Genomic DNA, 22,932 nt, shown 5'->3' on the forward strand with positions numbered 1-22,932 from the left:
TAACGTTTGGCTAACGATTTTGTGCTTAAAGTCTCAGGTGGCGTTAACTGGAATCGCGCTGACCTGGGGTTTAAGTGATGATGTAGGTCTCAGAATGGTCACAAATGATTACGCTTCGTAGTTGCAGAGCGTTACTCAGCGTGACCGAGGAAGCCGCGGATGTACTCGGTAAGACGGGTCCAGTCGTCATCGAACCAGAGGAAATGCGACACCGCTGAGCTTTCGATCAACTCACTATTGGGCATCGATTCGTGCAGGGCCTCTGCATGGGCAAACGGCACAGAGCCGTCATGTCTGCTGTGGATCACCAATGCCGGCTGCTGCGGTTCGTCTTCGGTCGGCTGGTGCATGACCTTGAGGTCATTGCGGAAACCCGAATAGGAGCGCATCAGACCGAACAGCTCCAGCGTTTGAGCTTGATGCGCCTCGGATAGGGCGGCCAATACTTCCTGACCGGACAGGTTGGACAACTCTCCGGCCATCATCTGCAGACCGACACGATTAGGCATGCCCCTGAAGAGGATGCGCACCATGGTCCAGGTCAGCCCCTCCAGGGGTGGGCCGAAGATCACCCGGCCCACGCGACGGGTCTTCGATTCCGGCCAGCTCAACGGCCCCACTGCAGACTGAAGAATAACGCGTTCCACAAACTCCGGATGCCGGGCGGCCAGAGCAGTAGCGAAGGGTCCGCCGGCTGAAATGCCGACGACGGCCGCGAGCTGATTGATCCCCAACTGCTGGCACAGAGAAACGACGACGTCGGCGAACTCAGCGGTAGAGCAGGGGAGCGGGAGGTCGGTCTTTCCATATCCGGGGCGGGTAATGGCCAGGACCGAGTACCCCACCTCAGTGAAGGCGGCTTCGCCCATAGCCATTCCGGCATGCATATGGCCGCCATGAAATAGGAGGACGGTGCGGTCTCCGACCTCTTCGAATCGGTACTCAACCCTGCCGGAATCCAGGCGGGCCAGTTCAGTGGGCCGCCGCAGCTGGCCCATGCTCACACCCTAGGGCACTGTGGGTTGATGGTCACGAGCTCTGATCCCAGGCAGAGCAATGATCTGCGGTAATTCGGCCCCGCCGATTTGAAAGGATGGTGGGATGTCCAGTCCAAATAACCACGTGAGTTGGCAGGAGATCCTTGCCGCATTGGGCAATAAGGCTGCCTGGGAACTGTTCGCCAAAGCTGAGTTGGGCCTGCTGTCCGCCGATGAAGTTGACGGTATGACCAAGAAGGAGCGGAAGGCGCTCGACCGACTCACAGCCAGCGGGGTTCTGGTCACTGGCGAGGGAGGTCTGGAAGTCGACGACACAGTCTTCCGGGCAGCGCTCGCCGAAGGGGGTTCTGGAAAGTCGCCTGAAACAGTCCTTGAGAAGTACGTGGCCGGGGTCAAACTTCGCTCCATGCCCAAGAAGCCCCATGAGCAGGTGGAAGTGCTGCGCTGGATTCGGGCACAAGTCATGGAAAGCGGCGAACGCCTCAGCGAAGCGAACCTTGACCCGGATTCATCTGTATCGGCGGTACCCGAACGCACTATTACGTCGACTATCGCGCCTATGGTGCACCTTCGTGGATGCTTCTCAAACCCCCGCAGCCCGGTGAAAACGCTGATCCGCAGTGTTCTCAGGGGATCGTCGGGGCGTCGGGCACGTCTCCAGGCTACTCGGCATCACGATGAGCAGGGTCCGGTGGCAGAATATTCGCGTGGTCCTCAAACCGGTTTGAGTGCCGCGAATCGCCAGGAACTGGCCGCGGGGTACGCCTCCGGGGTGCCGGTGAAGGAGCTTGCCGAACGGTTCGGGGTACATCGAGCGACGGTCAATCGAGTTGCTGCCCAAGCAGGGCTGCAAGCTCGGCGGGTGCCGCTGTCCGAGCAGCGGCAGACAGACGCTGCCCGGTTGTATTCGGAGGGACTGACGTTGCGAGAGGTCGCTGCGAAGCTAGGGACAGGCAAGGACGCTGTTCGATCTGCTGTAGTTGCCCACGGTGGGGCGATCCGATCCCGTGGGAGCTACTTCCGGAAGCGATAGTACGTCGGATCAGAAGACAACACGGGCACTTTCTCCGCTGGGGTGCGCGGTGACCCTTATTGCCACCAGCTGGATGAATGCTATTGCGCGTCGTAGTTAGCCTGCTCCTTGACGTACTGTTCAAACAGCTTCACAAATGGCTTGCGATAATCTGCGGAGAACTTCGTCCCCGGTGCTCCCTTCCCACGACCTGGTTATTGGCATCAGTAAGTGTGACTTGAGTACGTTGTCAACAGCATCCCAGATATGATCGGCGCAGACGCCTTCATCGAGAATGCCAATCACCTCGATGTGCGCCGGCTGGGCAGACCGGCCGTAATTGCCACAGCGATACCATCGGCCCTCCGGCGAGCGAAGCGTCCGCCGGACCCAGCGCGATCAGTGCCGTTGGCGGTATAGCCGAGGCGGAACTCGGCGTGCTTTGGAAAAGTAATCAATCGAACAGCTAAAACTTCGCCGAGATTGAGGTCTTCGAAGTGGCCTTGGAGACGATCCATAGCAGCGGACGAAATGTGCGATCAGCTCATCATGCGCCTTCTTCCATTTGCCGCCTGCTTCGATAAGTTAGGAGCGCATCGGGCAGCTACACAAACACCAGCGGTAGACCCGGTGCTAAGGACGCGACTAAACGAGATTAAGGATGGCGTCCAGCAGATGATCGAACTCGGAGACCCGCTCATCAGCTCCCTCTATCACGTCGTCAACTGCCCCGCCAACTCAGAACCGTGCCGATACGAATGCGCCTTCAACTTCCTCACCTAAGCCATGCTCAGCTACTTCTGCCCCTTGCCACATACAACGCTCAAGCCAACAAAGCTGAGACCTGTCGCCAGAGGTTGTATTCTCAAAGGCAAATGAGAGAGAAATCGATAGGCGTTGAGCACCAGTGTTGTTTGCGGCCAGTGCGGGGCTAACTGATTACCGAGAGGAGGTCGGTGCAGGCTTGTTCGCAGCGTCGGCAGGCTTCGGCGCAAACTCGGCAGTGCTCGTGCATGTCAGCGTGCTTTTCGCATTCAGCGGCGCATTCTGCGCATGCGGTCCTGCATGCTTCAATCGCTGCCTTGACCGTGGTGAGGTTTTGACCAGTCCGGCGGCTAAGGACAGCGCCGGTCGTTGCGCAAAGATCAGCACAGTCAAGGTTGAGACGGATGCAGTTACGCAGATCGGTGACCACCTCTTCTGCTAAGCAAGCATCAGCACACGCAGTGCATGCCTGGGCGCATTCGAAACAGGCCGCGATACAGTCGGCCAGTTCCTGAACGTGAAGATCAGTTGTGCCGTTGGGGTGTGTTTCGATCATTGAGGTTGTGGTGGTGTGTGTCATCGCTGTGCTCCTTCATCTTTCGATCAAGTGCCGGAGGGCCCCGGACCATTTCGACGCTACTGGCCAGTTGTGACAAGGACAACAGTTCGGAGCCGAACTTCACACAATCTTCATGTCGGGGCGCACGGGAGAGTGCATGCGATAAATAGAGTGAAGAACCTCGCCTCAGGGCTCTTCAGGGCGGCGACGGTTGAGTCAACGGCTCTGGGTGGCGGTTGGCTCATTACAGTGGCGAGGCACAGGGCACCGGATTCACGCGAGTTGCGACGAGGTGAGGCACGTCGGATCGCCTTCTCCGGTCGAGATCGGCGCGGTCGAGGTCAGACCATCGTGTTCAATGCTGAGTTCGGCGTCTATGTCGCGGGGTAGCCACAACCCGAAGAACCCGTTGTCGTGTGTCTGCACGGTTTTGTCGACCAGGACCTCGCCGGTGGCCTCTTCAATGACAGTCACCTCCAGTTCTTCATCGCGCATCTCTCCGACACATGTCGTCAAACTGTGGAAGAAGCACTCATGGGTCTGATTCACGTAGGGTGCGACCGAAAGGTAGAACTCGTCCTCAGGCAGGGGCACCGATGATTCGTTGCCATCCTCATCGATCATCACAACTGCTTCTGTTTCTACGGTGCGACAAAATCGGTGGGCCGCTCCGCCAACGGCAGCCTTTCCAGCTCCTCGACAACCTCACGTCCGGAGGCGTCCTGCAGCCCGGAGGCTGAGAGCGCACTGTTGCTGCCCCCAGAAGGGGCTGAGGGGTCTTCAGATGAACATGCTGCAACAAACACCATCGCTGCCAGGACCGCAGCGCTCGTGCTGAATCGTCTGGTGTGACTGGCCCAGATCATGGTGGGGGTCCTCCTAGGTACTGAGGGTTTCGACGAGTTCTGTAGGAGCGCGGGTGATGGGTCAGAGGCTGTCGCGCATTTCTTCCATCTCTTCGATCTCTGCAGACTGGTCGGAGATGACGTTCTCTGAAAGTTCAAGGGCCTCTGGATTCTCCCCCGTTTCGAGGTGGTCTTCTGCCATACTCACGGCACCTTCATGGTGAATGATCATCTGGTCTAGAAACAGGCGGGACGCTTCGTCCCCCTCGGCAGACTCTAGATCAGCGAGGTCTTCCTCACTCATCATGCCATCGTGGCCACCATCGCCCATCATGCCGTCGTGGCCACCATCGCCCATCATGCCGTCGTGGCCACCATCGCCCATCATGCCGTCGTGGTCGCCGTCGGGTCCATTACCCCAAGTCTCAAGCCACGATTCCATCTGCTCGATCTCGGGCTGCTGAGCGGCTCGGATGTCTTCTGCCAAAGCCGAGACCTCGGGATCGGCATCATCGGTCTGTAACAAGATATCCGACATTTCCACCGCCTGCTGGTGGTGAACTATCATCCCGGAAACGTACTCGACGTCGGAATCGTTGTACTCGCCGCCATTGGCAGGGTCAGTCTGTTCGTTCTGCGCAGCCGGATCGTCGGCGGGGTCTTCGGCGTCCTGAGCGGGACCTCCACAAGCGGTAAGTGCAACAGATACCGCAAACACACTGACCGCCACAGCACTGAGTCTAGTCTTCATGCCTTGATCTCCTTTGAATTGGTTCGCCTCCAGTAGACATGAGGATCAAGCCGCCAGTCTTGCCAGAAGCGGGTTCTTCAGAGGATCTTTAGAAAAGCTACACTCCCGCTTGATACGGGGCACTCGGAGCTCACGTGCCCGCCGGCCACAGCCGCGGCGGTCTCAGAAGCACTTCCAGGGGCCCTCGGGTGACCAGCCGGCGCCAGGTGAGTGAAAAAACTATAAGCGCGACAAGGATCAGGGCACTGACCACCAGCCCTTCAGGAAGGGTCGCAGGCCCAGGTCGGACCGCGAGGGCAAGAATCAGCAGATGACCCACGTAGGCAGTGAAGGCCAACTGCCCCAGCATCACCAGGGGCTGCAGCCATCTTTGGACGCAGCGGTCAGCAATCTTCAGACACACTCCCAACATAAGGATGGCCGCGCCAGTGCCTTCAACCAGCCACAGCGGCATCTGAGAATGAGCCACAGAGCTGATCAGCCGTTGCCACACCAGATGACCGGTGGGCTCACCCATATAGACAATGAGTGCAAACGATATTGTCCTGGCTCCGAGGGCGCTCACAGCGCCCCACTTGATGAGTCGGGTGCTCAGGAGCTGACTGGACAGGTCCCGCCGCCCAAGCCACATCCCGAGGAGGAACGGGGCAGCCCATACTGCCACGGGATAGGGCCCAGTGATGAAAGTGCCGGCCAGGAGCTCTCCGGGGGAATCGGTGGCTGTCAGCGGATCCCGGTCGAAGGCCTTGTCGGTGCGTTCCTGAACCGCGAGCCACAGTATGGGTCCGAGCGAGGCACTGAATCCGGCAATAACAAGCAGCACGCCCCCGGCGGCCCGAGTGAAGGGCAGCGCCACGATAAACAGGGCAGCGTAAGTCACTAGAATCACTGAGACGCCGTGGTCCAGGGCTTGGAGGAGCAGCCCGCCCACGAACAGCACCAGTGCCCGCCACAGGATAGGTCCCGCCGGTATTGGAGTTTCTCCGCTCCGCGCTCGCCGGGTCAGCAGGGAGAACCCGATGCCCCCTAAGAGCATGAACAACAACGAAGCCCGCCCGTAAGGCAGGCGGTAAAGTATCTCGGCCAAGCTGTCTCCGCCGCGAGGCCCGACATTGACGACGATCATGCCCGCCACGGCGAGACCCCGAGCCGCGTCCAGTCCGGCGAGACGCCACGGGCCTGGCCCCTCGCTCTGCTCGAGGGAGGACGTGCTATTAGGTGGCAAGCTCGCTCTCCCTGGCTCAGAATTCGGTCTTCGGTACACGCTAACTTTTCCGCGACCTTCTAGGCTAGACAACCGCCGTAGCTGAACGGTTCAATCAAGGGCCCCTTGGTCGAATCTTCATTGAACCTTCATCAACTATCGAGGACGGCCGATCAGCGCTGTGCGTCAGTCATGACGCGGCAACTCCACTGTAAAGAGTGCACCATGCCCCGGTCCGCGGCTTTCGGCCCTTACAGTGCCGCCATGGGCTTCAACGATGGAGCGCACGATCGTCAGCCCGATACCGGAACCGCCGTGGGCGCGGTCACGGGCGGTGTCGACACGGTAAAACCTTTCGAACAGGTGAGGAACGTGCTCTGGCGCTACCCCGTGACCAGTATCTTCCACGCTGAGAAGAACCGTCGCTGAGTCGCTGCCGGTTCGAAGAGTGACCTGATCACCCGGTTGCGTGTGACGCAAGGCATTGTCTAGCAGGTTCGTCAGAACTTGTGAAAGGCGGTCACGGTCCCCGACCACCATGGCCTCCTCGGCCTCTTCCTCAATCTGCAGATCGACGTCACGCGCTGCGTAAAAGCTACGGGCTTGTCCCTGCGCGACGCTGACGAGTTCAGCGACCGAGATAGCCTGGGACTCCATGCTCAATCGGTGTTCTTCGGCAGAGCTCACCAGTGAAACGTCCTCCGCGAGACGCTTGAGACGATCAGTCTGCTCACGCAGCATGGTCAGTATTTCTGAATCGGCGGCCGCCACCCCGTCGAGCATCGCCTCCAGATAACCATCGACGGTGGCTACAGGTGTTCGCATCTCGTGAGCCAAGTCAGACAGAAGTCGCTTTCGAGTATGTTCGATCTCGTCGAGTTCCGAAGCCATTCGATTGAACGCCGAAATCATCTCGGTGAATTCTGCACCCATGGCGCCCTCTGGCACTCGGGCACTGTAAACGCCTTGCGCCACCTGAATCGCAGCGCTACGCACCTTGTTCAGGGTGCCTGCGATGCGGCGGGCAAGAAAGGCACTGACCAAAACGGACGCTACCCCGGCTGCAATCAGGGCCAACAACAAAGAGAGCTGCCACGATGCGTCGAAGGCCTCCTCAGCGTGCTTCACCACCTCTGGGTCCGGATTGGAAGTCTCAACCATAAGCATGTGCTCGTGGAAAATCGCTGGTCCGATGGCAAGGGCCACGACCCAAGCTGTCAGAGCCCCAACCCCAAGGACAAGAATGGCAGCCAGAAGTATCCGGACCCCAAGCCTGGCGCCCCACGGTTGCCGGTCAGGCATCATTCGCCCGTCCGCAACTTATATCCCACGCCACGCACGGTATGAATGAAGCGAGGCCAAGCGGGGTCGTCATGTATCTTTCGCCGGAGGTTGCCGATGTGCACATCGACCAAATGCTCATCTCCTATCCACTCTTCACCCCAGACTTTGGTAATCAGTTCGCGGCGGGACTTTGCGGTCCCGGGTTCAGTGATCAGAGCTGACAGCAGCTCAAACTCGGTCGGGGTCAACTCCACTTGGCTGTCGTCAAGCCACACTTCGCGCGCGCTCGTGTCCACCATCAGAGCTCCCGCCCTGTGCCGGTGCCTTTCTGCTGCCGACTCAGGACGCGACCGCCGCAGCATAGCGCGGACCCTCAGCACCAGTTCACGCGGGCTGAAGGGTTTAGTCACGTAATCATCGGCGCCCACCGACAAACCTATGAGACGGTCCACCTCATCAGCGCGAGCCGTCAGCATAATCACATAGCAGTCTGAGAAAGTTCGGATCCGCCGGCACACTTCCACCCCATCCATCCCAGGCAACCCCAAATCGAGGACCACAACGGTCGGTTCAAGCTCAGCTACCATCTGCACCGCGTCAGGACCGTTTCCGGTGGCCTCGACACACAGCCCATCCCGGCGCAGATACTCCTGGACCAGGCGCACCAGCGGCGCCTCATCGTCCACTACGAGCACAGTTGGCAATTCAGTTCTCGTTCTAGAGGCCATTCCTAGACCATAGAGGAAGACCCCCGAACGCACGCCCCGCCCGATGGCTGTCCGAACCAATCAATCGCGAAAACTCAGCTGCGGATCGAAACAGCCTGGCTTCAACGCGCATTTCGTTACCTAATTGTGACAATGATGCAGAACTGTTATAAAGTCTGTCTCGTGCTCGACAGAGGAGTTGAACCCAAGCGTAGCGCCCCACCACCCAGCGAAACCCTCAGCAACCACATCTAGTGGTCCGTCTCAGTTTTGGTTTGCCTGTTCGTTGAGGCTGGCTCGTGCTCGGGCGACTTTTGCCAGGATTGACTCGGCGGTGGCAGTCCATACATAGGGTTTCGGGTCCTGGTTGTTGGCTTCCATATATTCTTCGATGCTGTCGATGAGCTCCGGTACTGAGCGGAACATCCCGCGGCGCAGGTTCTTCTCGGTCAGGTCTCGGAACCAGCGCTCGACCTGGTTCAACCACGACGCGGAAGTCGGGGTGAAGTGGAAATGGAACCTGGGATGCTTCCTGGTCCATTCTTTGACCTTGGCGTGCTTGTGGGTGGCGTAGTTATCTAAGATCAGATGGACATCCAGGTCATCAGGGACCTCGCGGTCGATCGTTTTGAGGAACTTTAAGAACTCTTCGTGCCGGTGCTTGGGCAGGCACTGGCCGATCACTTTGCCGGTGAGCACATCCAGTGCCGCGAATAACGTGGTGGTGCCGTGGCGCTTATAGTCATGGGTCATCGTCGCACCTCGGCCAGGCTTCATCGGCAGCGAGGCTTGGCTGCGATCCAGGGCCTGGACGGAGGACTTCTCGTCCATCGCTAGGACCACGGCCTGCTCGGGAGGGTTGAGGTAGAGTCCGACAACATCAATGACCTTCTCATCGAAGGCCGGGTCATTGGAGACTTTGAACGTATCAACCCGGTGAGGTTTCAACCCCAGCTCACTCCAGACCCGGTGGACTGTCGAGTGCGAGATTCCCAGCTCTTTGGCCAGTGAGCGGGTCGACCAGTGGGTTTCGCCCTTGGGCGTGACCTTGGTGGTCATCCGCACGATCTCAGCGATGGTCTCTGACGGAATGGAGGGTTTGCGGCCCCGGCCTTTCTTCACCTTGCCCCAATGCTTCAGGCCTTCAGTGGCGAACGCCGAGCGCCAGGCTCGTACTGTCATCGGTGAGATCCCGTGCTCTGCAGCGATGGTGCGGTTGCCGGCCCCGTCAGCAGCAGCCAACAGCACCCGGGCCCGGATGACTTCCCGGTGAGCTGCCGAAGTAGAGCGGGCGACCTTAGCAAGCACTTCACGATCAGTGTCGGACATAACAAGAGGCGGGGCTGGAGCAGACATACTCCATTCTACCCCTAGACGACCTAACTATTTACGAGACACACCACTAGAAGGTCAAGATGCTGATCCCACCCTCTACCGACGGTCAATTACAACCCTCGCAACTACCAGTAGCCGAATGAACGTCGCCGTTACGAAGCCTCTCGTGCGAGGCGATGGGCCAGCCTCTCAGCGTCTCGGCGGACATAGCCGAGCAATGAAGACCCTCGGTCGCGCTGCCACGGACGCCCCAATGTGTAGAGCCCCTCTACAGGAGTGACGCCGTCTTGGTTGGTAAGGGCGCCGTTTTCGTTGAGCGCACCGGGGATATCAATCCAGGTGTCGTCATGCCGATATCCCGTAGTCCATACAACTGTGTCTACCTTGATATTCGTGCCGTCTTCGAAAGAGAGACGATCCGTGTGGGCCTCCACGGTTCTTGGTCGGAAACTGACCGCGGCCCTGCGGAGACGTCGACGACTGGTGCCGATTACCGGCTCATTCGCGCGCAGGCGACGGCCCAGGCGTGAACTTCCAGCAACGCCGATGAGACCTGTGGTCGTCAACCACCAGAACAGATCACGCCCTAGGAGACGCTGTGGCAAGCTACGCAGACCTGCACCTTCGGATAGAGAAACTCTCTTCCCTTGGTTGGCGAGCTCCAACGCGATTTGGAATCCAGAGTTTCCACCCCCGACGACAGAGACGTTGTCACCGCGTAGCTGACTTGGGTTCCGATAGTCCTCGGAGTGGATCTGCAAGACCTGCGGGTCAAGTCTGTTGGCCAGACCGGGCACGAAGGGTGACCCGAAAGCCCCGGTCGCGACGACAACAGCTCTCGCCCTCAGGGGCTCCCTGCTTGCGAAGCGCAGCCGAAAATCCCCTGCCGCTCCGTTCAATCTCGTCATGCGGGTGTCGAGGTGAACGGGTAGGGCGTACCGCTGGGCATATGTGGCTAGGTAGTCAGCCACCTTATCTTTGCCAGGGTGTGTCCCCGGTTCACCAGGAAAGTCGAATCCAGGCAGCGAGTTGTACTACACAGGGGTGAACAAGCGCAGAGAGTCCCAGCGGTGTGCCCATGAGATGCCCACCTTGTCGGTCGCATCGAGTAGTTGGAAGCTCATTCCTGCTTCGGCCAGGTAGTACCCGAGTGCAAGACCTGCTTGGCCCGCACCGATAACTGCCACATCGAGATGTTTGTACGTTGCTGGACTCATGGCTGTACTTGATGGTCCGAGCCTGCTCCTGCCTTGGCGGAGACAACAGGACGTGATGAGGGGTGAGAGTGGCGGGTGCGAGCCGCGCGTAACCCGTTGAGAATGATGACGACCTCGGCGAGTTCGTGGACGAGGACGACGGCGGCCAGGCCGATCACGCCGAAGAGCGCCAACAGTGGTAACACCGCGATCAGGGTCAAGGAGAGGATGATGTTCTGGTTGATGATCATCCGTCCGCGCCGGGCGTGCGCCAGGGCTTGAGGGATCAGGCGGATGTCTTCGCCGGTGAAGGCCACATCAGCTGATTCCACTGCGGCATCGGAGCCAGTGGCGCCCATGGCGATGCCTATATCTGCGGCGGCCAATGCGGGGGCGTCATTGATGCCGTCACCAATCATTGCCACCCGGTTGCCTGCCCGCAGTTCGGTGATGGCGGCGGCTTTGTCTTCTGGGCGCAGCTCTGCGCGGACATCAGTGATCCCGGCTTCAGCCGCTAGAGCATGGGCTGTGCGTGTGTTGTCACCGGTGAGCATGGTGACCTTGACCCCGGCACGGGTAAGCTGCTGGATCGCTTCTACTGCTTCTTCGCGCAGTTCGTCCCGCACACCGACAGCCCCGACTGCCTCCCCATTATGGTGGATGACCACCACGGTGCTGCCTTCCCGTTCCAGTTCTGTGACTTCTTCGGACAGCGCCCCGGCATCAAGCCACCGGGGACTGCCCACCGCGATCCGGCTGGCACCGATAACTCCGGTGATGCCCTGTCCAGGGTGCTCAGTGATTTCAGTGGCCTGCGGGGCATCAGCCGCCGCATGAGTGATGGCTACCGCGAGGGGGTGCGTGCTGTGAGCTTCCAGCGCTGCTGCCCACGTCAGTACCTGCTGCTCGGTGTGCCCGGGTGCGGTCAGCACGGCGCTGACGGTGGGACGGTTACGGGTCAGTGTGCCTGTCTTATCGAAAGCCACGTGACTTACAGATCCCAGTTGCTCGAAAGCTGCACCGGATTTCACGATCACCCCGTGCTTGCTGCCCCCGCCGATGGCAGAGACCACGGTGATCGGCACCGAGATCGCCAGCGCACATGGTGAGGCGGCCACCAGCACGATGATTGCCCGGGTCACCCACTCCATCGGGTCTCCGAAGAGTGAACCCAGCGCCGCGATCAGAATCGCCAGCAGCAGTACACCGGGCACCAGGGGACGGGCGATCCGATCAGCCAGCCGGGCACGTTCACCCTTCTCCGCCTGAGCCTGCTCGACCAACTGGACCACTGTGGTCAGCGAGTTGTCTGTTCCCGGTGCGGTGACTTCGACCTCCAACACCCCGGTCGTGTTGATCGACCCGGCCAACACCTCATCACCAGGGCCAGCCTCCACCGGAATCGACTCACCAGTGATCGCTGAAGTGTCCAGGGCTGAACGTCCGGTGCGGACCACCCCGTCAGTGGCTAGGCGTTCCCCAGCTGCAACCCGGATCAGCTGACCCGGCACCAGAGTAGAGGCAGCCACCTGCCGCTGATCGCCAGCCTCGTCGACGATGGTGGCGCTGGCTGGCAACAGGTTCAGCAGGGAACGCAGCCCGGAGTGGGCCTTGTCCATCGCCCGATCTTCCAAGGCCTCTGCAATGGAATAGAGAAAGGCCAGAGCTGCGGCTTCTTCGATGTAACCCAGCGCAACCGCTCCAGTGGCGCTGATCGTCATCAACAACCCGATACCCAGGCGGCGACGCACCACCAGCGCCCGTAAAGCACCAGGAACGAACTGAGAAGCCCCCAACAGCAGGCTGACCCAGAACACCGCCAGCGTCACAGTCGAAAGCGGGTCCTGATCTGCTGCCCCGGTCCACTCCAACACCCACCCTGTGGCCAGCAGCAACCCCGAGACCAGTGGAATCAGAACACGACGATCCCCCCACCACTGAGGCTCTTTAGTGCTCTCCGCAGAAGCCGTGTTCTCACTGGGGGAAGCACACCCGCAGGCATCCACGCTCATCGCTGCACCTGCTCTCCGCCAGCGCAGCACCCCTCCGGGCACACCGGGTCAAGACACTCCGCACCCTCATCGACTGCCAGGGTTGTCTCCACCAAAGCGTTCAGCGCCCGCGACAGGTGAGGGTCAGCGATCTCATAGCGGGTCTGACGGCCCTCCGGCTCAGCGACCACGATCCCGCAATCCCGCAAGCACGCCAGATGATTCGACACATTCGTCCGCGTCAACTCCAGGTCACGGGCCAGCTTGGCCGGATAATCCGGCTCATCCAGGAGGGACAACAAAATCCGGGACCGGGTGGGGTCAGCCATAGCGCGGCCCAACCGGTTCATCACATCAAGACGAGAAGCAATAGTCAGCACACACTGACCATACAGCGAACGATGACTAGTCAGCAAGTAGTGACCTAACCAGAAGGCTACCTTCAGTACGCGGGAGGTTGCAGGCGCACCTGGTGGGCATGAGCCACGACAACACCAGACATCCCTCGCGCCGAGCGAAGAAGATCAAGTCCTCAGACACAGAGCTTGATGTTCCGGCGGTGCTTCCTCATGTGATCATCACTGTCACCGAGCCCACCGGGGCCCTAGCTGTCACCGTGGATGGCGAGGACTTCCCCGCACCCGAAGACGGGGCATGGTCTCGTGCCCGGTTCGGCGAGCTGCTGGACGCGGTCACTGAGGACCGGACACAGACGGTGCGGATCGAGGTTCACGAAACCGACGGCTCCACTTTTACTGACATCATCCGAGCCCGCAGGCGCACACCCACCACCCCAAACCCCGAGGCGGAGCAGGCAGAGAGCGCACGGTCTAAGGCCAGCGGGAAGGCGGCTGCGGCCAGGGTCTCGGGTGCGGGGTTCCTGCCCGGTGAAGACGTGGCTATCGCTTTGGTGGTCACCGAGACCACCGCCAATGACGACGGAGAGGTCGAGACCCGTCTGACCCGGCGGCAGAAGACGACCTTGCGTGCTGGTGCTGAGGTGCTGGTCTTCGGCCGGTCCTCGGGGACCACACTGGTGAGGCGGCTGCCATGACCCGGGGCATCACTCCGGGGTCTCACCAAGCCGGGGGTATGGGTGATGAAGTCACCAACGCCCTGATCATCCTGCTCATGGTCACCGCAGGCATTGCAGTGATCCTGCGTGCCGCTGGCACTGTCGCCGCCTGGATCACCGGCGCAGCGATGCCCGATGCTGGTCCAGCTGCCGGGCTCGGGGTTCTCTTCAGCCCTGGTGATCCTGCCAACGCGCTGGCAGCTGAGGGCCTACACCCGGTGGCCTACTGGATCATTGCCGGGTTGATGCTCGCCGGGCTGGCCGGGGCGGGTGCGTGGGTGTGGGTGTGGGTGCGGGTGCGCCGCTGGGGGCAGCAGAAGCAGAATGACCCCCATCGGCTGGCAGGCACCGCCACCAGTGCCGACGTCGCCAAAGTCGCCACACCAAAAGCACTGCTACGCCGGGCTGAGACGCTGCGGCCTTCTCTGGTCAAGCCCCGCGTGGAGGATGTGGGCTACCTGCTGGGGACCTCTGCGGGCAAGCAGGTGTGGGCTTCGGTGGAGGACTCGATTCTGCTGATCGGCCCATCCCGATCCGGTTAGGGCCTGCATGTGGTCATCAATGCGATCCTGGATGCCCCCGGGGCAGTAGTGACGACATCTACCCGGCCGGATAACCTCACCGCGACGTTGCGGGCGAGGGAGAAGGTCGGCCCGGTGGCGGTCTTCGACCCCCAACACCTGGCAGAGGGCATCCCTGCGGGGATGCGTTGGTCGCCCATCCGGGGGTGTGAGGACCCGCTGACGGCGATGATCCGGGCCACCGGGCTGGCTTCAGCGACTGGCATGTCCGCTGGCGGGGTCGAATCTGGCGGGTTCTGGGAAGGCAAGACCCGTACTGCCCTCCAATCGCTCCTTCATGCGGCTGCGTTGGATCATCGGTCACCGGCTGAGCTATTCCGCTGGACTCTGGACCCCTCAGCCGCCGCCGAGGCGGTGACCATCCTCTCCAGCACCCTGAGGGCGGCGACCGGGTGGGATGACTCGCTGGCCTCGATGCTGGAAGCTGACCCGAAGACCCGGGATTCCATCTGGCAGGGCGTCTCCCTGGCGCTGTCAGCGTTGTCTGATCCTCGGGTGTTGGATGCGGTCTCACCCAGGGCTGGGGAGGACTTTGACCCCGAACAGTTCATCCAGGACCGGGGCAGCCTGTTCCTGTTGGCCACCGGCGCAGGAGCCGGAGCCTCAGCCTCCCTGGTCGCCGCGTTCGTCGAAGACCTGGTCGAAACCGCCCGGCGCATGGCCGCCCGATCGCCCGGCGCACGGTTGGACCCGCCGCTGCTGCTGGCGCTGGATGAGATCGGCAACCTCGCACCCCTACCCAGTCTGCCGACGTTGATGGCTGAAGGTGGCGGCACCGGAATCACCACTCTGCCGGTACTTCAGTCGTTGGCACAGGCGCGGGAGAAGTGGTCAGAGAACCAGGCCGGGGCGATCTAGGATGCCGCGATCGTCAAAATCATCCTCGGCGGGGCATCGAACTCCCGGGACCTCCAAGACCTCTCCACCCTCATCGGAGAACGCGACGAGTACACCGATTCAACCACCATCGGGGATCACGGCACCCGCTCCAACCAACGCTCAGTTCGCCGGGTCTCGGTGCTGTCACCAGACCGGATCAGGACCCTACCCTTCGGCACCGGAGTCACCCTGCTGCGGACCGCACCGCCGATCATCACCGACCTGCGCCGCTGGACCCAACGACCCGAGGCCACCGAGTTGAAGGCCGACCGGGAACAGATCGAAGCCATGCTCCAACACCACCCAGGCACCTAACCCGCCGGGGGCTGTGTCTCGGGTGGCGGGGTGCACCTGTCTGGCAGAGGCCACCTGCACCAGGCGGTGGCCGTGGCAGATAAGGAGCCCTGGTCATGGCGATCCATACCCAGCAGTCATTCTCCGGTTTCATCGCCTCAGCACCGCAGCTGAGCTACACCGAAAACGGTGACCCGCGCTTGTTCGTCAAGGTGGGCAAGGAGCACTACCAGCGCGAGGCCGATGGGTCTTTTACGCAGAAGGACACCACCTTCCACAACCTGGTGGCCTTCAAAGCTGCCGCCGAACAGGGCCATGAACGTCTGGCCAAGGGCGACAAGATCATCGCCGAAGGCTACGTGCGCGCATACGAGTACACCGACGCCAACGGGCTGACCGCTCCCGGTGAGGAGTTCGTGGCCCGCCGGATCGGTCATGACATGGCCCGCACCCGCTACGAGGTGGAGCGCACGCCCCGCCGCAGTGTCGAACGCGACGCCGCAGGGTTCGAGGCACCCCAACGGCAGAGCCCGCAGTCCGAACCGCCCAACCTCAGCCTCTGACACCGGCCAGGAGCCAGAGCTATGAATCAGCACACCCCACACGACCCGGGGCCGGAGGACTACGACGCCCCTGACACCTATGACGCGGCCTGTGACGAACCGGACCCCGGCTTCGAGCCAGGTTTCACCCCCGGCGGTGACCTTCCTGAACCGCCGAAGCCGATCAATTGGAACCTGCTCTTCGCCGATGAACTGGAAGCCGAATGGCTGGAACTGAACAAGTGGGTCCACTGGTTGCGGCGGACCTACGGGCTGCCGGCCAGTGTGATCCCACCGTTCTGGCACCACCACCCGGAACTGGTGTGGGAACTCTCCGCCCTGCACCTGCACTGGCTCGGGGCCTACGACCCCGAACAGAACGCCTCAGCGCCCATTGGGTGGCACCGGGACTTCGCAGACGCCAGAGCCCGGCTACGGGAGTGGGTCGCAGCCTCGGGCACACGGCTGGACAGGGACCGACCGACCCGGCAGACCTCCTGGCCCGGAGAAGCACCTGCCCCACCGGTAGAAGACCTCACCATCGAAGACCGCGAAAGCGAGTTCGTGGACTTCGTGATGGCCCAAGTCGCACAGCGACGCCAAGCCGAGGACGAGTTCTTTCGCCACCTCGATGACCACCCAGGGGGCCGGTGATGAGCCAGACCTCAGACCGTCTGCCTGAGCGGATGCGGGACCTGCGGGTGGAGGCCCAGCCGCGGGAGACCCCGGACCTGCACCGGCTGGCCCAGGTGTTCATCGGCATGGCCCTGGACCGCGCCCGCACTACCCACACTGGCGAGCAGACTGGCGATGACTCCGCCACCACGGTAGAGGCGGAGACGGAGCCCGGAGTAGAATCTGACATGTAAGAAGCCAGCAGCCGGACACGGTTCGGTTGTCGGTGCGCAGTCATGTCTGGCCCATAGGGCTTACTTCGACAGGCTCCACTCAGCCTGTTGATGTCGTGTTTCCCGTTTACGAGTCGCACCGCACCAGCGGCATCCCATGGTGCTGCTCGTGTTGGCCCCGCCCGTATCGGGGAAGGAAACACGACAATGACCACTACAGCGCCCGACATCTCTAGTCTTCAACAGCTGGGCCAGACCACCACCCTGGCGGTGTCCTACCTGCGAGTCTCCACCAAGGAGCAAGCCTCCAAGGGCGGCCGGGATGAGGGGTTCTCGATCCCGGCTCAGCGGGAAGCCAACCTTCGCAAGGCCCGTGATCTGAACGCCATCATCGTAGAAGAGTTCGTGGATGCCGGTGAGTCCGCCCGCAAGGCCGACCGGCCTGAGCTGATACGGATGATCGAGTACATCAAGGCTCATCAGGTGGCCTACTGCATCGTGCACAAGGTGGATCGTCTGGCGCGGAAGCGCTCTGACGATGTCGCTATCCATTTAGCGTTGCAGGAAGCGGGTGTTCTGCTGGTCTCTGCCACAGAGAACATCGATGAGACACCCTCGGGGATGTTGCTGCACGGCATCATGTCCTCCATTGCAGAGTTCTACTCGCGGAACCTGGCCAATGAAGTCTCCAAGGGAATGAGCCAGAAGGCCCTCACCGGGGGCACCAACGGCAAGGCTCCTATGGGCTACCTCAACGTGGTGAAGAAGGATGAGCTGGGCCGGGAGATGCGCACCGTTGACCTTGATCCAGAACGAGCCCCCATCGTGAAGTGGGCCTTCGAGGCCTACGCCAGCGGCAACTACTCCACCGCCAGCCTGCGTGATGAACTCATCGACCGTGGTCTGACCACGGTGCCAACACCGAAGCGCCCGAAGAAGGCTCCTTCCCTTTCTGCGGTGCACCGGATGCTGTCGAACCCGTACTACAAGGGCAACGTGTCCTTCCGGGGCACGGTCTATGAAGGGATGCACGAGCCGCTGGTGCCCACCGAGATTTGGTACCGGGTCCAGGCAGTGCTGTCCTCCCACCGGGCCTCGGGAGAGAAGACCCAGGTCCATGATCACTATCTCAAAGGTAGCCTGTACTGCGGCCAGTGCGGGTCCCGGCTGATCATGACCAAAGCCAAGAACCGCCAGGGCGTGATCTACCCCTACTTCATGTGTGCCGGGCGGCACTCCAAGCGCACCAACTGCGAGCAGAAGGCCATGTACATCCCGGATGTGGAGCGTGCGGTCGAGGATTACTACAAGCAGGTCCAGATACCCGAGCACATCGTGACCGCGCTGCGGGAGCTGGTGACCTCGGAGTTCGATCGGTTACAGGCCACCACCAAGCAGCAGCAGGAGGCCTACACCCGAGAACGGGAGGATCTGATCGCGGAGCGGACCAAGCTCCTTCAAGCTCACTACGCCGGAGCCGTGCCGCTGGAGCTGCTGAAGACTGAGCAGGAGAGGATCGCTAAGCGCCTGGCGTTCCTGGAAGCACAGATCGAGGCCGGCACCCTGGAGTACGAACAGGCCCAGGCCCATCTGGAGGACTGCCTGGCCCTGGCTGGTGACTGCCACGCGATCTACATGAGCATCGATGACTCGCTGCGCCGCGCAGCCAACCAGGCATTCTTCGATAAGCTCTACATCCCAGAGGCCGATGCCGTGGACGGGGAGGCCGGTGAGCCCTTCGACATCTTGTTCAACCCGGAGGTCCAGTCCACCGCGCTGCGTCGCAAGCAGGCTGGTGGAGACCAGAGTGGAGTTCAAACCGCGAACGTCGCAGGTTTGAACAAGGACCAACTGGTGCCCCCGGCAGGATTCGAACCTGCGACACCCGCTTTAGGAGAGCGGTGCTCTATCCCCTGAGCTACGGAGGCGTGGGTCCGGCAGAGCCGGACGTGCCTCTCCCATCTTAATGGTTCAATACGTCTATGGGTTCCACAGGGGCTGGGCGCCAGTCACGGGGTTCAGGAGTGGACTGGCGTGAGACATCAGAAAGTTTTGAACTGGTCAGCGGCAGGAAAGCCGCCGTCCCGGCCGCTATAAGCCTCGCGGTAGGCGGATTCATTGCACTAGCGGGATACATTACTGGTGAATGGCTCGTGATGATCCCAACCCTGTTCTGTGTAGGACTAGCGATTCTCTTCGTTCGGGGGAATGAGGTCCGGCGCACTCTGTTGAGCAGGGCCGCATGCACCACAGTGACCCGCGGCATGAGGCACCAAGCCCGTGTCGAACAGTTTCGTCACCAGGACATCCACCACATCGGTCTCCATACTGATGAAGTCGATCTGGGGCGTGGGGCGCGGGTGCTGCGCTCCACCCTCTAGGCCGGACTCTCAGACGGCAAACAGATAACTCTCGCCGAAGCCACGACCGCCTCTGCCCCTAGCGAGCAACTCATGCTGGAGGAGTCGAACAGGGTCTCCCAATTCCTCGGACGGGATCTCCACCGCACCGGAGTGGGAGCGCCGTGAGCCAGCACAAAGCCTCCCCACTCCAGCTCCAGCAGGAAAAGGACTGCCTCAGGTTGACCAGTGGGTATTACAGTATGACGGGCGCATTAGGTTCTCTGATTCTCTCTGGTCTGTTCATCGGCGCAGCGTTGGTCACTCGCGAATGGATCCTGCTCTTCGGGGTGGTGTTGGCCGCCGGCTTTGTCTTCTTCTACTCACAGAATGCAGGCAGGCGGTACGCCGTCCTAAGCAGCACGGGCCGCCATGTGGTGAGGTCCTTCAGCGGATTACGGCGTCCGTTGTCCCGCGAAACCTTCACCACCGCAGAGATCCAGCGGCTCGGCCTCCACGCCTCAGAGACCAACGACGACGGTGCCCTGCTGCTAGAGTCCGTCCTCTTTGTGGATCTGCCCGGGGGGTTAAGGGTCCACCTTGCCTACGTTCGAGGTGTCCCGTTCCACGGTAGGCAGCTCATGCTGGCTGAGGCGCAGCAGGTAGCAGACTTCTTGGGCCTAGACCTCGAGCGAACCGGGATCGGTGCACCACCCGGTATCGATGGGCAACGTCCAGAGTGAGGACTATCGCATAACTGACAACGGCAGGTAGGCGCTGACCACCCAGTTCGGGGCGTCGACAACTTCACTGATCTTCAGATCCACCACCACCGAACAGAGCACATAGGCATGCCGCGGCTCCAACTTGTATTCAGCCACAAGATAATCAATCATTGCGCGGACAGCATCCCGGGAGGCTTCCATGAGATCCGGGCCGATACCAGTGGTGGCGTAATAACCAGCATCCTCAATCCCTGACCGCAGGGGCCCCGGAGTCCGGAACTGCGGAGCACTGATTCGCCGATCCTTATGCAGGCTGACTTTCAATGTTCCCTCCAGCGGGGCCTCAATGGCAGAGACACAAACCTCCCCATCACCCTGGGCTGCATGGGGATCCCCGAACATCAGCCGGGCACCCTCAACCTGCACCGGCAGGTAGACCTTGGTTCCGGCGGTCGAATCCCGGATATCCATATTCCCGCCGAAATGACCCGGCGGCATGACCCCGAGCCCTTCCCTCGTATCCGGTGTGCAGCCTAGAACTCCGAGGAAGGGGCGTAGCGCAATATCGGCCACATCCAAGAATGTCGCGGTGTCCCCAGCAGTGAGATCCCATTTATAGACGAAGGGCTCCGCGAAGTCCTCGGGCAATAACCCCGCCCCGGGACGGAAACCGGTCCACCCCCAGCCCATAGTGGAGAACTCCAGGGGCTCAATCTCCAGGACATCGCCGGGCTGGGCATCAGCAACCATGATCGGCCCGCGCAGCGGATAGGCTCGGGATGGATCCCGTTCCGGCAGGGGGCCACCATTCTCATAGTCCCGGTAGAGACCATCGGCGGCATCGAGCACATCGAAGCTCAGAGTGTCACCGCTGCCGATATGCAGCACCGGTTCATGCTCGGTGGTCCAGAGCCGGTTATAGACCTGGGGAACCTCGTAATGAGTCATGGTGATCACTTTCCGTTCAGGGCTGAGGTGTCACCGGCCAGACTATCCCCCTGCGGGCTCCTTACTGAGTGGAGCCGCTTGAAAGCACATCAGCACCCTGCGCTAGGTTAGGCGTGATGAGCAGCGCGGAGACTCCCCCGAATAACGTCCCGGACACTCGGCCCCCCACCGAACCGGTGGACCGTGCCGAGGCCAAGGAATACCGGGCAACACTCAACGCCCGCGGCATCGTCCGTGACGAAAGCTCCTTCGAGGTCAAAGTGATGGGCATGGCCGCTGTCGCGCTCTTCGCGGTGTTCATGGCCGCAACCGGCGACTCCACAGGGTTATGGGTAGTAGCCGGCGCCGTCGTCGTCGGTGCTGTTATCTTCTCAGTGCTGAACTATCAGCGCTACAGCCCCGTGCTGGACTACCGGCTCTTCCGCTTCGCCCAGGCCAATGGGCTCACCTATGACCCCGCTGAGATCGTGCCACCGCTGCCGGGAATGATCTTCCACCACGGCAAGAGCAGGGTCTCGCGGCACCGGCTGCACACTGAAACCACCCCCATGGTGGAGTTCGGCAACTATCAATACGTGACCCAGAGCGGCCGGGACAGCACCACCCACCGCTGGGGCTAGATCGCCGTGAGGCTGGGGCGCCCGGCCCACCAGATGCTGCTGGACTCCCGGGATAAGCGCTCGGGCTTTGGATTCACCGGTCTGCCCCAGCGGATGTCCCGCCGCGACCGGATCGCGCTGCCGGAGGAATTTGAGTGGGATTTCCACCTCTACTGCGCCGAGGGTGCCGAACACGAGGCCCGCGCGATCTTCACCCCGGAGGTGCTGCGGCAGATCCAGCGCAACCGGGGCCAGTTCCACATTGAGGTCATTGACGACTGGATCCTGGCCTACAGCAACACTGAGATCGTCGGCACCGATGCGCGGCTGTGGACATGGGCCTTCGACCTCGCCGCCGCCCTGTTTCAGGCCGAATCCCACTGGATGGCAGCACAGCCTCAGGACCCACTGGCCCAGGATCCTGATACTTCGAGTCCTGTGGAGTCGGAGCCCGTGGAGCCCCCGGAGGCTGCACCGGAAACCCCAGAGCCCGCTGAGCCGGTGCCCTCGATCTCAGATCACGAAACCCCGCCGCCTGAGGGTCTGCAGGGTCAGCGACCTCCTCAGGGATCGACCCGGGCGGAGAACCTCCCGGTGGTCAGCCAGCCTGGCAAGCGCCTGCGGGACAACACCCCGCTGGTGACAATCGGGATTATCGCCGCGGTCTCAGTACTGCTGGTCCTTCAGTTCACGGTCCTGTCCGGGCGCTGAGCCCGGCCGGAGATGATGTAATCACGCACTACGACGACGACCACCACTACCGAGATCACCGCCAAGAGAGCCCAGCTGACCTGGGTGAAGATTGACGCCATGGCCGTCATCGAGGTCTCCGGCGGATTCTGACCCAGAACTGCGTCGATCAGGATGTTCTCGGTGATGTCCAGGGAGGCGAATCCGCCTGCAGTGGCGACAACCGCCCACCGCCAGGTACCGCGGGCCAGCAGCCCCATCGTCGCCCAGACCGCGAGGAAGAACATCACCGGGAAGACGATCCCGGCGGTCTTATGCAGAAAGTTCAGCTGGCCAGCGGCCTCATCCTCAAAAGCGGACTGCAGGGCGAGGATATCGGCGTCGTCGTACCCTGTGATCCGGGCCCCGGGCATAGAGAGGCCATCGGCGAAATGGGAGAGCTGCGGCATCGCATAGGCATGCAGATATAGCCCCATGAACAGGGCGATCCCCAGCAGCGCGTAGACCAGAATCCGCGGCGAGCCCTGAGATTCAGGCTCCGGTTTGGCGAACTTCTCGCTGAGGTTCTTATCCCGGTTCCGCGTAGGGTTCCCCCGGTTCTTCTTCCGCCGTTTTGCCATGGGCACTATCTTCCCAGATGCCGGAGCCTCCGCTGCCGGGGGCAACTTTTCGTGGGGTTATCGGGTTTTCGTAGGCATATAAGGCTACGAATTCTCAATAACCCTACGAAAAGTGAGGGCGAGGTAGCCCGATCGGGGAGTGGAC

At 61.4% G+C, this 22,932-nt stretch carries 23 protein-coding genes, 1 tRNA gene and 2 pseudogenes; 10 read left to right on the forward strand and 16 right to left on the reverse strand.

The window, feature by feature from the left end:
* Positions 1-131: 131 nt before the first annotated feature.
* The gene (locus HGQ17_RS08045) at positions 132-998 is read right to left on the reverse strand and encodes an alpha/beta fold hydrolase (RefSeq protein WP_168887434.1); all 867 of its coding nucleotides are present in this window, start codon (positions 996-998) and stop codon (positions 132-134) included.
* A 103-nt stretch (positions 999-1,101) separates the two neighbouring features.
* Between HGQ17_RS08045 and HGQ17_RS15285 the strand changes: the two genes are divergently transcribed.
* Positions 1,102-2,031, forward strand: coding sequence for a helix-turn-helix domain-containing protein (locus tag HGQ17_RS15285; RefSeq protein WP_229503411.1), 930 nt, complete (start codon positions 1,102-1,104; stop codon positions 2,029-2,031).
* A 910-nt stretch (positions 2,032-2,941) separates the two neighbouring features.
* On the opposite strand, the gene HGQ17_RS08055 is transcribed toward HGQ17_RS15285, so the two are convergent.
* The 11 genes from HGQ17_RS08055 to cmtR all read right to left on the reverse strand — a co-directional run bounded on the left by HGQ17_RS08055 (position 2,942) and on the right by cmtR (position 13,027).
* Positions 2,942-3,355, reverse strand: coding sequence for a four-helix bundle copper-binding protein (locus tag HGQ17_RS08055; RefSeq protein ID WP_168887435.1), 414 nt, complete (start codon positions 3,353-3,355; stop codon positions 2,942-2,944).
* 252 nt (positions 3,356-3,607) lie between these two features.
* Entirely contained in the window at positions 3,608-3,958 is a 351-nt protein-coding gene (locus tag HGQ17_RS15060; protein WP_211090532.1) for a CueP family metal-binding protein, read from the reverse strand.
* A gap of 303 nt (positions 3,959-4,261) precedes the next feature.
* Positions 4,262-4,909, reverse strand: coding sequence for a DUF305 domain-containing protein (locus tag HGQ17_RS08065; protein WP_324615221.1), 648 nt, complete (start codon positions 4,907-4,909; stop codon positions 4,262-4,264).
* Positions 4,910-5,060: 151 nt separating this feature from the next.
* Positions 5,061-6,155: a DUF418 domain-containing protein gene (locus tag HGQ17_RS08070; RefSeq protein WP_168887437.1), complete on the reverse strand. Its 1,095-nt coding sequence runs from the start codon at positions 6,153-6,155 to the stop codon at positions 5,061-5,063.
* 165 nt (positions 6,156-6,320) lie between these two features.
* Complete coding sequence (locus HGQ17_RS08075; protein ID WP_324615222.1) at positions 6,321-7,340, reverse strand: sensor histidine kinase; 1,020 nt, start codon at positions 7,338-7,340, stop codon at positions 6,321-6,323.
* Positions 7,341-7,435: 95 nt separating this feature from the next.
* Positions 7,436-8,104 carry a winged helix-turn-helix domain-containing protein gene (locus HGQ17_RS08080; protein ID WP_456093930.1) on the reverse strand — a complete coding sequence of 223 codons (669 nt, stop codon included), beginning with the start codon at positions 8,102-8,104 and terminating at the stop codon, positions 7,436-7,438.
* A 285-nt stretch (positions 8,105-8,389) separates the two neighbouring features.
* Positions 8,390-9,481: an IS630 family transposase gene (locus HGQ17_RS08085; protein ID WP_168887440.1), complete on the reverse strand. Its 1,092-nt coding sequence runs from the start codon at positions 9,479-9,481 to the stop codon at positions 8,390-8,392.
* 131 nt (positions 9,482-9,612) lie between these two features.
* Positions 9,613-10,485, reverse strand: coding sequence for a flavin-containing monooxygenase (locus HGQ17_RS15870; protein ID WP_407670765.1), 873 nt, complete (start codon positions 10,483-10,485; stop codon positions 9,613-9,615).
* Between the two features lie 9 nt (positions 10,486-10,494).
* Positions 10,495-10,677, reverse strand: coding sequence for an FAD-dependent oxidoreductase (locus HGQ17_RS15875; protein WP_211090534.1), 183 nt, complete (start codon positions 10,675-10,677; stop codon positions 10,495-10,497).
* Positions 10,674-12,668: a heavy metal translocating P-type ATPase gene (locus HGQ17_RS08095; RefSeq protein WP_168887441.1), complete on the reverse strand. Its 1,995-nt coding sequence runs from the start codon at positions 12,666-12,668 to the stop codon at positions 10,674-10,676. Before HGQ17_RS08095 ends, HGQ17_RS15875 begins: the two co-directional genes overlap by 4 nt.
* Complete coding sequence (cmtR, locus tag HGQ17_RS08100; RefSeq protein WP_168887442.1) at positions 12,665-13,027, reverse strand: Cd(II)/Pb(II)-sensing metalloregulatory transcriptional regulator CmtR; 363 nt, start codon at positions 13,025-13,027, stop codon at positions 12,665-12,667. Before cmtR ends, HGQ17_RS08095 begins: the two co-directional genes overlap by 4 nt.
* Before the next feature lie 98 nt (positions 13,028-13,125).
* Between cmtR and HGQ17_RS08105 the strand changes: the two genes are divergently transcribed.
* From HGQ17_RS08105 to HGQ17_RS15880, 6 genes and pseudogenes are all read left to right on the forward strand, one after another.
* Entirely contained in the window at positions 13,126-13,701 is a 576-nt protein-coding gene (locus tag HGQ17_RS08105) for a hypothetical protein (protein WP_229503412.1), read from the forward strand.
* Positions 13,698-15,497 (forward strand): annotated as a pseudogene (locus HGQ17_RS08110) (type IV secretory system conjugative DNA transfer family protein). The gene HGQ17_RS08105 and the pseudogene HGQ17_RS08110 overlap by 4 nt, the downstream one beginning before the upstream one ends.
* A gap of 95 nt (positions 15,498-15,592) precedes the next feature.
* A complete protein-coding gene (locus HGQ17_RS08115; RefSeq protein ID WP_168887443.1) occupies positions 15,593-16,039 on the forward strand; it encodes a single-stranded DNA-binding protein in 447 nt (148 codons plus the stop codon).
* A 21-nt stretch (positions 16,040-16,060) separates the two neighbouring features.
* Positions 16,061-16,672: a hypothetical protein gene (locus HGQ17_RS08120; RefSeq protein WP_168887444.1), complete on the forward strand. Its 612-nt coding sequence runs from the start codon at positions 16,061-16,063 to the stop codon at positions 16,670-16,672.
* Positions 16,672-16,887, forward strand: coding sequence for a hypothetical protein (locus HGQ17_RS08125; RefSeq protein WP_168887445.1), 216 nt, complete (start codon positions 16,672-16,674; stop codon positions 16,885-16,887). The genes HGQ17_RS08120 and HGQ17_RS08125 overlap by 1 nt, the downstream gene beginning before the upstream one ends.
* Before the next feature lie 186 nt (positions 16,888-17,073).
* Positions 17,074-18,162 (forward strand): annotated as a pseudogene (locus tag HGQ17_RS15880) (recombinase family protein); the annotation flags it as partial.
* An 81-nt stretch (positions 18,163-18,243) separates the two neighbouring features.
* Here HGQ17_RS15880 and HGQ17_RS08140 read toward each other — a convergent pair.
* Both HGQ17_RS08140 and HGQ17_RS08145 read right to left on the reverse strand, forming a co-directional pair.
* Positions 18,244-18,684, reverse strand: coding sequence for a hypothetical protein (locus HGQ17_RS08140; protein ID WP_168887446.1), 441 nt, complete (start codon positions 18,682-18,684; stop codon positions 18,244-18,246).
* Positions 18,685-18,718: 34 nt separating this feature from the next.
* Positions 18,719-18,794, reverse strand: a tRNA-Arg gene (locus HGQ17_RS08145).
* Positions 18,795-19,468: 674 nt separating this feature from the next.
* Between HGQ17_RS08145 and HGQ17_RS08150 the strand changes: the two genes are divergently transcribed.
* Entirely contained in the window at positions 19,469-19,948 is a 480-nt protein-coding gene (locus tag HGQ17_RS08150) for a hypothetical protein (RefSeq protein WP_168887447.1), read from the forward strand.
* Between the two features lie 3 nt (positions 19,949-19,951).
* Here the strand turns inward: HGQ17_RS08150 and HGQ17_RS08155 are convergent, their stop codons facing one another.
* Positions 19,952-20,878: an acetamidase/formamidase family protein gene (locus HGQ17_RS08155; protein ID WP_168887448.1), complete on the reverse strand. Its 927-nt coding sequence runs from the start codon at positions 20,876-20,878 to the stop codon at positions 19,952-19,954.
* A gap of 116 nt (positions 20,879-20,994) precedes the next feature.
* Between HGQ17_RS08155 and HGQ17_RS08160 the strand changes: the two genes are divergently transcribed.
* Together HGQ17_RS08160 and HGQ17_RS08165 are read left to right on the forward strand one after the other, a co-directional pair.
* Positions 20,995-21,498, forward strand: a complete 504-nt coding sequence (locus HGQ17_RS08160) for a hypothetical protein (RefSeq protein WP_168887449.1) — start codon at positions 20,995-20,997, stop codon at positions 21,496-21,498.
* A gap of 6 nt (positions 21,499-21,504) precedes the next feature.
* Positions 21,505-22,188 carry a hypothetical protein gene (locus HGQ17_RS08165; RefSeq protein ID WP_168887450.1) on the forward strand — a complete coding sequence of 228 codons (684 nt, stop codon included), beginning with the start codon at positions 21,505-21,507 and terminating at the stop codon, positions 22,186-22,188.
* On the opposite strand, the gene HGQ17_RS08170 is transcribed toward HGQ17_RS08165, so the two are convergent.
* A complete protein-coding gene (locus tag HGQ17_RS08170) occupies positions 22,161-22,787 on the reverse strand; it encodes a hypothetical protein (protein WP_168887451.1) in 627 nt (208 codons plus the stop codon). The two genes, HGQ17_RS08165 and HGQ17_RS08170, sit on opposite strands and share 28 nt — an antisense overlap.
* Positions 22,788-22,932 lie beyond the last annotated feature (145 nt).

The organism is Nesterenkonia sedimenti, assembly GCF_012641515.1.
Lineage (GTDB): Bacteria > Actinomycetota > Actinomycetes > Actinomycetales > Micrococcaceae > Nesterenkonia > Nesterenkonia sedimenti.

Bases quoted from the DNA above. Each gene is read 5' to 3' on its own strand.
- HGQ17_RS08045 (WP_168887434.1), bottom strand. From the start codon at position 998: ATGGGCCAGCTGCGGCGGCCCACTGAACTGGCCCGCCTGGATTCCGGC.
- HGQ17_RS15285 (WP_229503411.1), top strand. From the start codon at position 1,102: ATGTCCAGTCCAAATAACCACGTGAGTTGGCAGGAGATCCTTGCCGCA.
- HGQ17_RS08055 (WP_168887435.1), bottom strand. From the start codon at position 3,355: ATGACACACACCACCACAACCTCAATGATCGAAACACACCCCAACGGC.
- HGQ17_RS15060 (WP_211090532.1), bottom strand. From the start codon at position 3,958: ATGATCGATGAGGATGGCAACGAATCATCGGTGCCCCTGCCTGAGGAC.
- HGQ17_RS08085 (WP_168887440.1), bottom strand. From the start codon at position 9,481: ATGTCTGCTCCAGCCCCGCCTCTTGTTATGTCCGACACTGATCGTGAA.
- HGQ17_RS15875 (WP_211090534.1), bottom strand. From the start codon at position 10,677: ATGAGTCCAGCAACGTACAAACATCTCGATGTGGCAGTTATCGGTGCG.
- HGQ17_RS08095 (WP_168887441.1), bottom strand. From the start codon at position 12,668: ATGAGCGTGGATGCCTGCGGGTGTGCTTCCCCCAGTGAGAACACGGCT.
- HGQ17_RS08105 (WP_229503412.1), top strand. From the start codon at position 13,126: ATGAGCCACGACAACACCAGACATCCCTCGCGCCGAGCGAAGAAGATC.
- HGQ17_RS08115 (WP_168887443.1), top strand. From the start codon at position 15,593: ATGGCGATCCATACCCAGCAGTCATTCTCCGGTTTCATCGCCTCAGCA.
- HGQ17_RS08120 (WP_168887444.1), top strand. From the start codon at position 16,061: ATGAATCAGCACACCCCACACGACCCGGGGCCGGAGGACTACGACGCC.
- HGQ17_RS08125 (WP_168887445.1), top strand. From the start codon at position 16,672: ATGAGCCAGACCTCAGACCGTCTGCCTGAGCGGATGCGGGACCTGCGG.
- HGQ17_RS08150 (WP_168887447.1), top strand. From the start codon at position 19,469: ATGACGGGCGCATTAGGTTCTCTGATTCTCTCTGGTCTGTTCATCGGC.
- HGQ17_RS08155 (WP_168887448.1), bottom strand. From the start codon at position 20,878: ATGACTCATTACGAGGTTCCCCAGGTCTATAACCGGCTCTGGACCACC.
- HGQ17_RS08160 (WP_168887449.1), top strand. From the start codon at position 20,995: ATGAGCAGCGCGGAGACTCCCCCGAATAACGTCCCGGACACTCGGCCC.
- HGQ17_RS08170 (WP_168887451.1), bottom strand. From the start codon at position 22,787: ATGGCAAAACGGCGGAAGAAGAACCGGGGGAACCCTACGCGGAACCGG.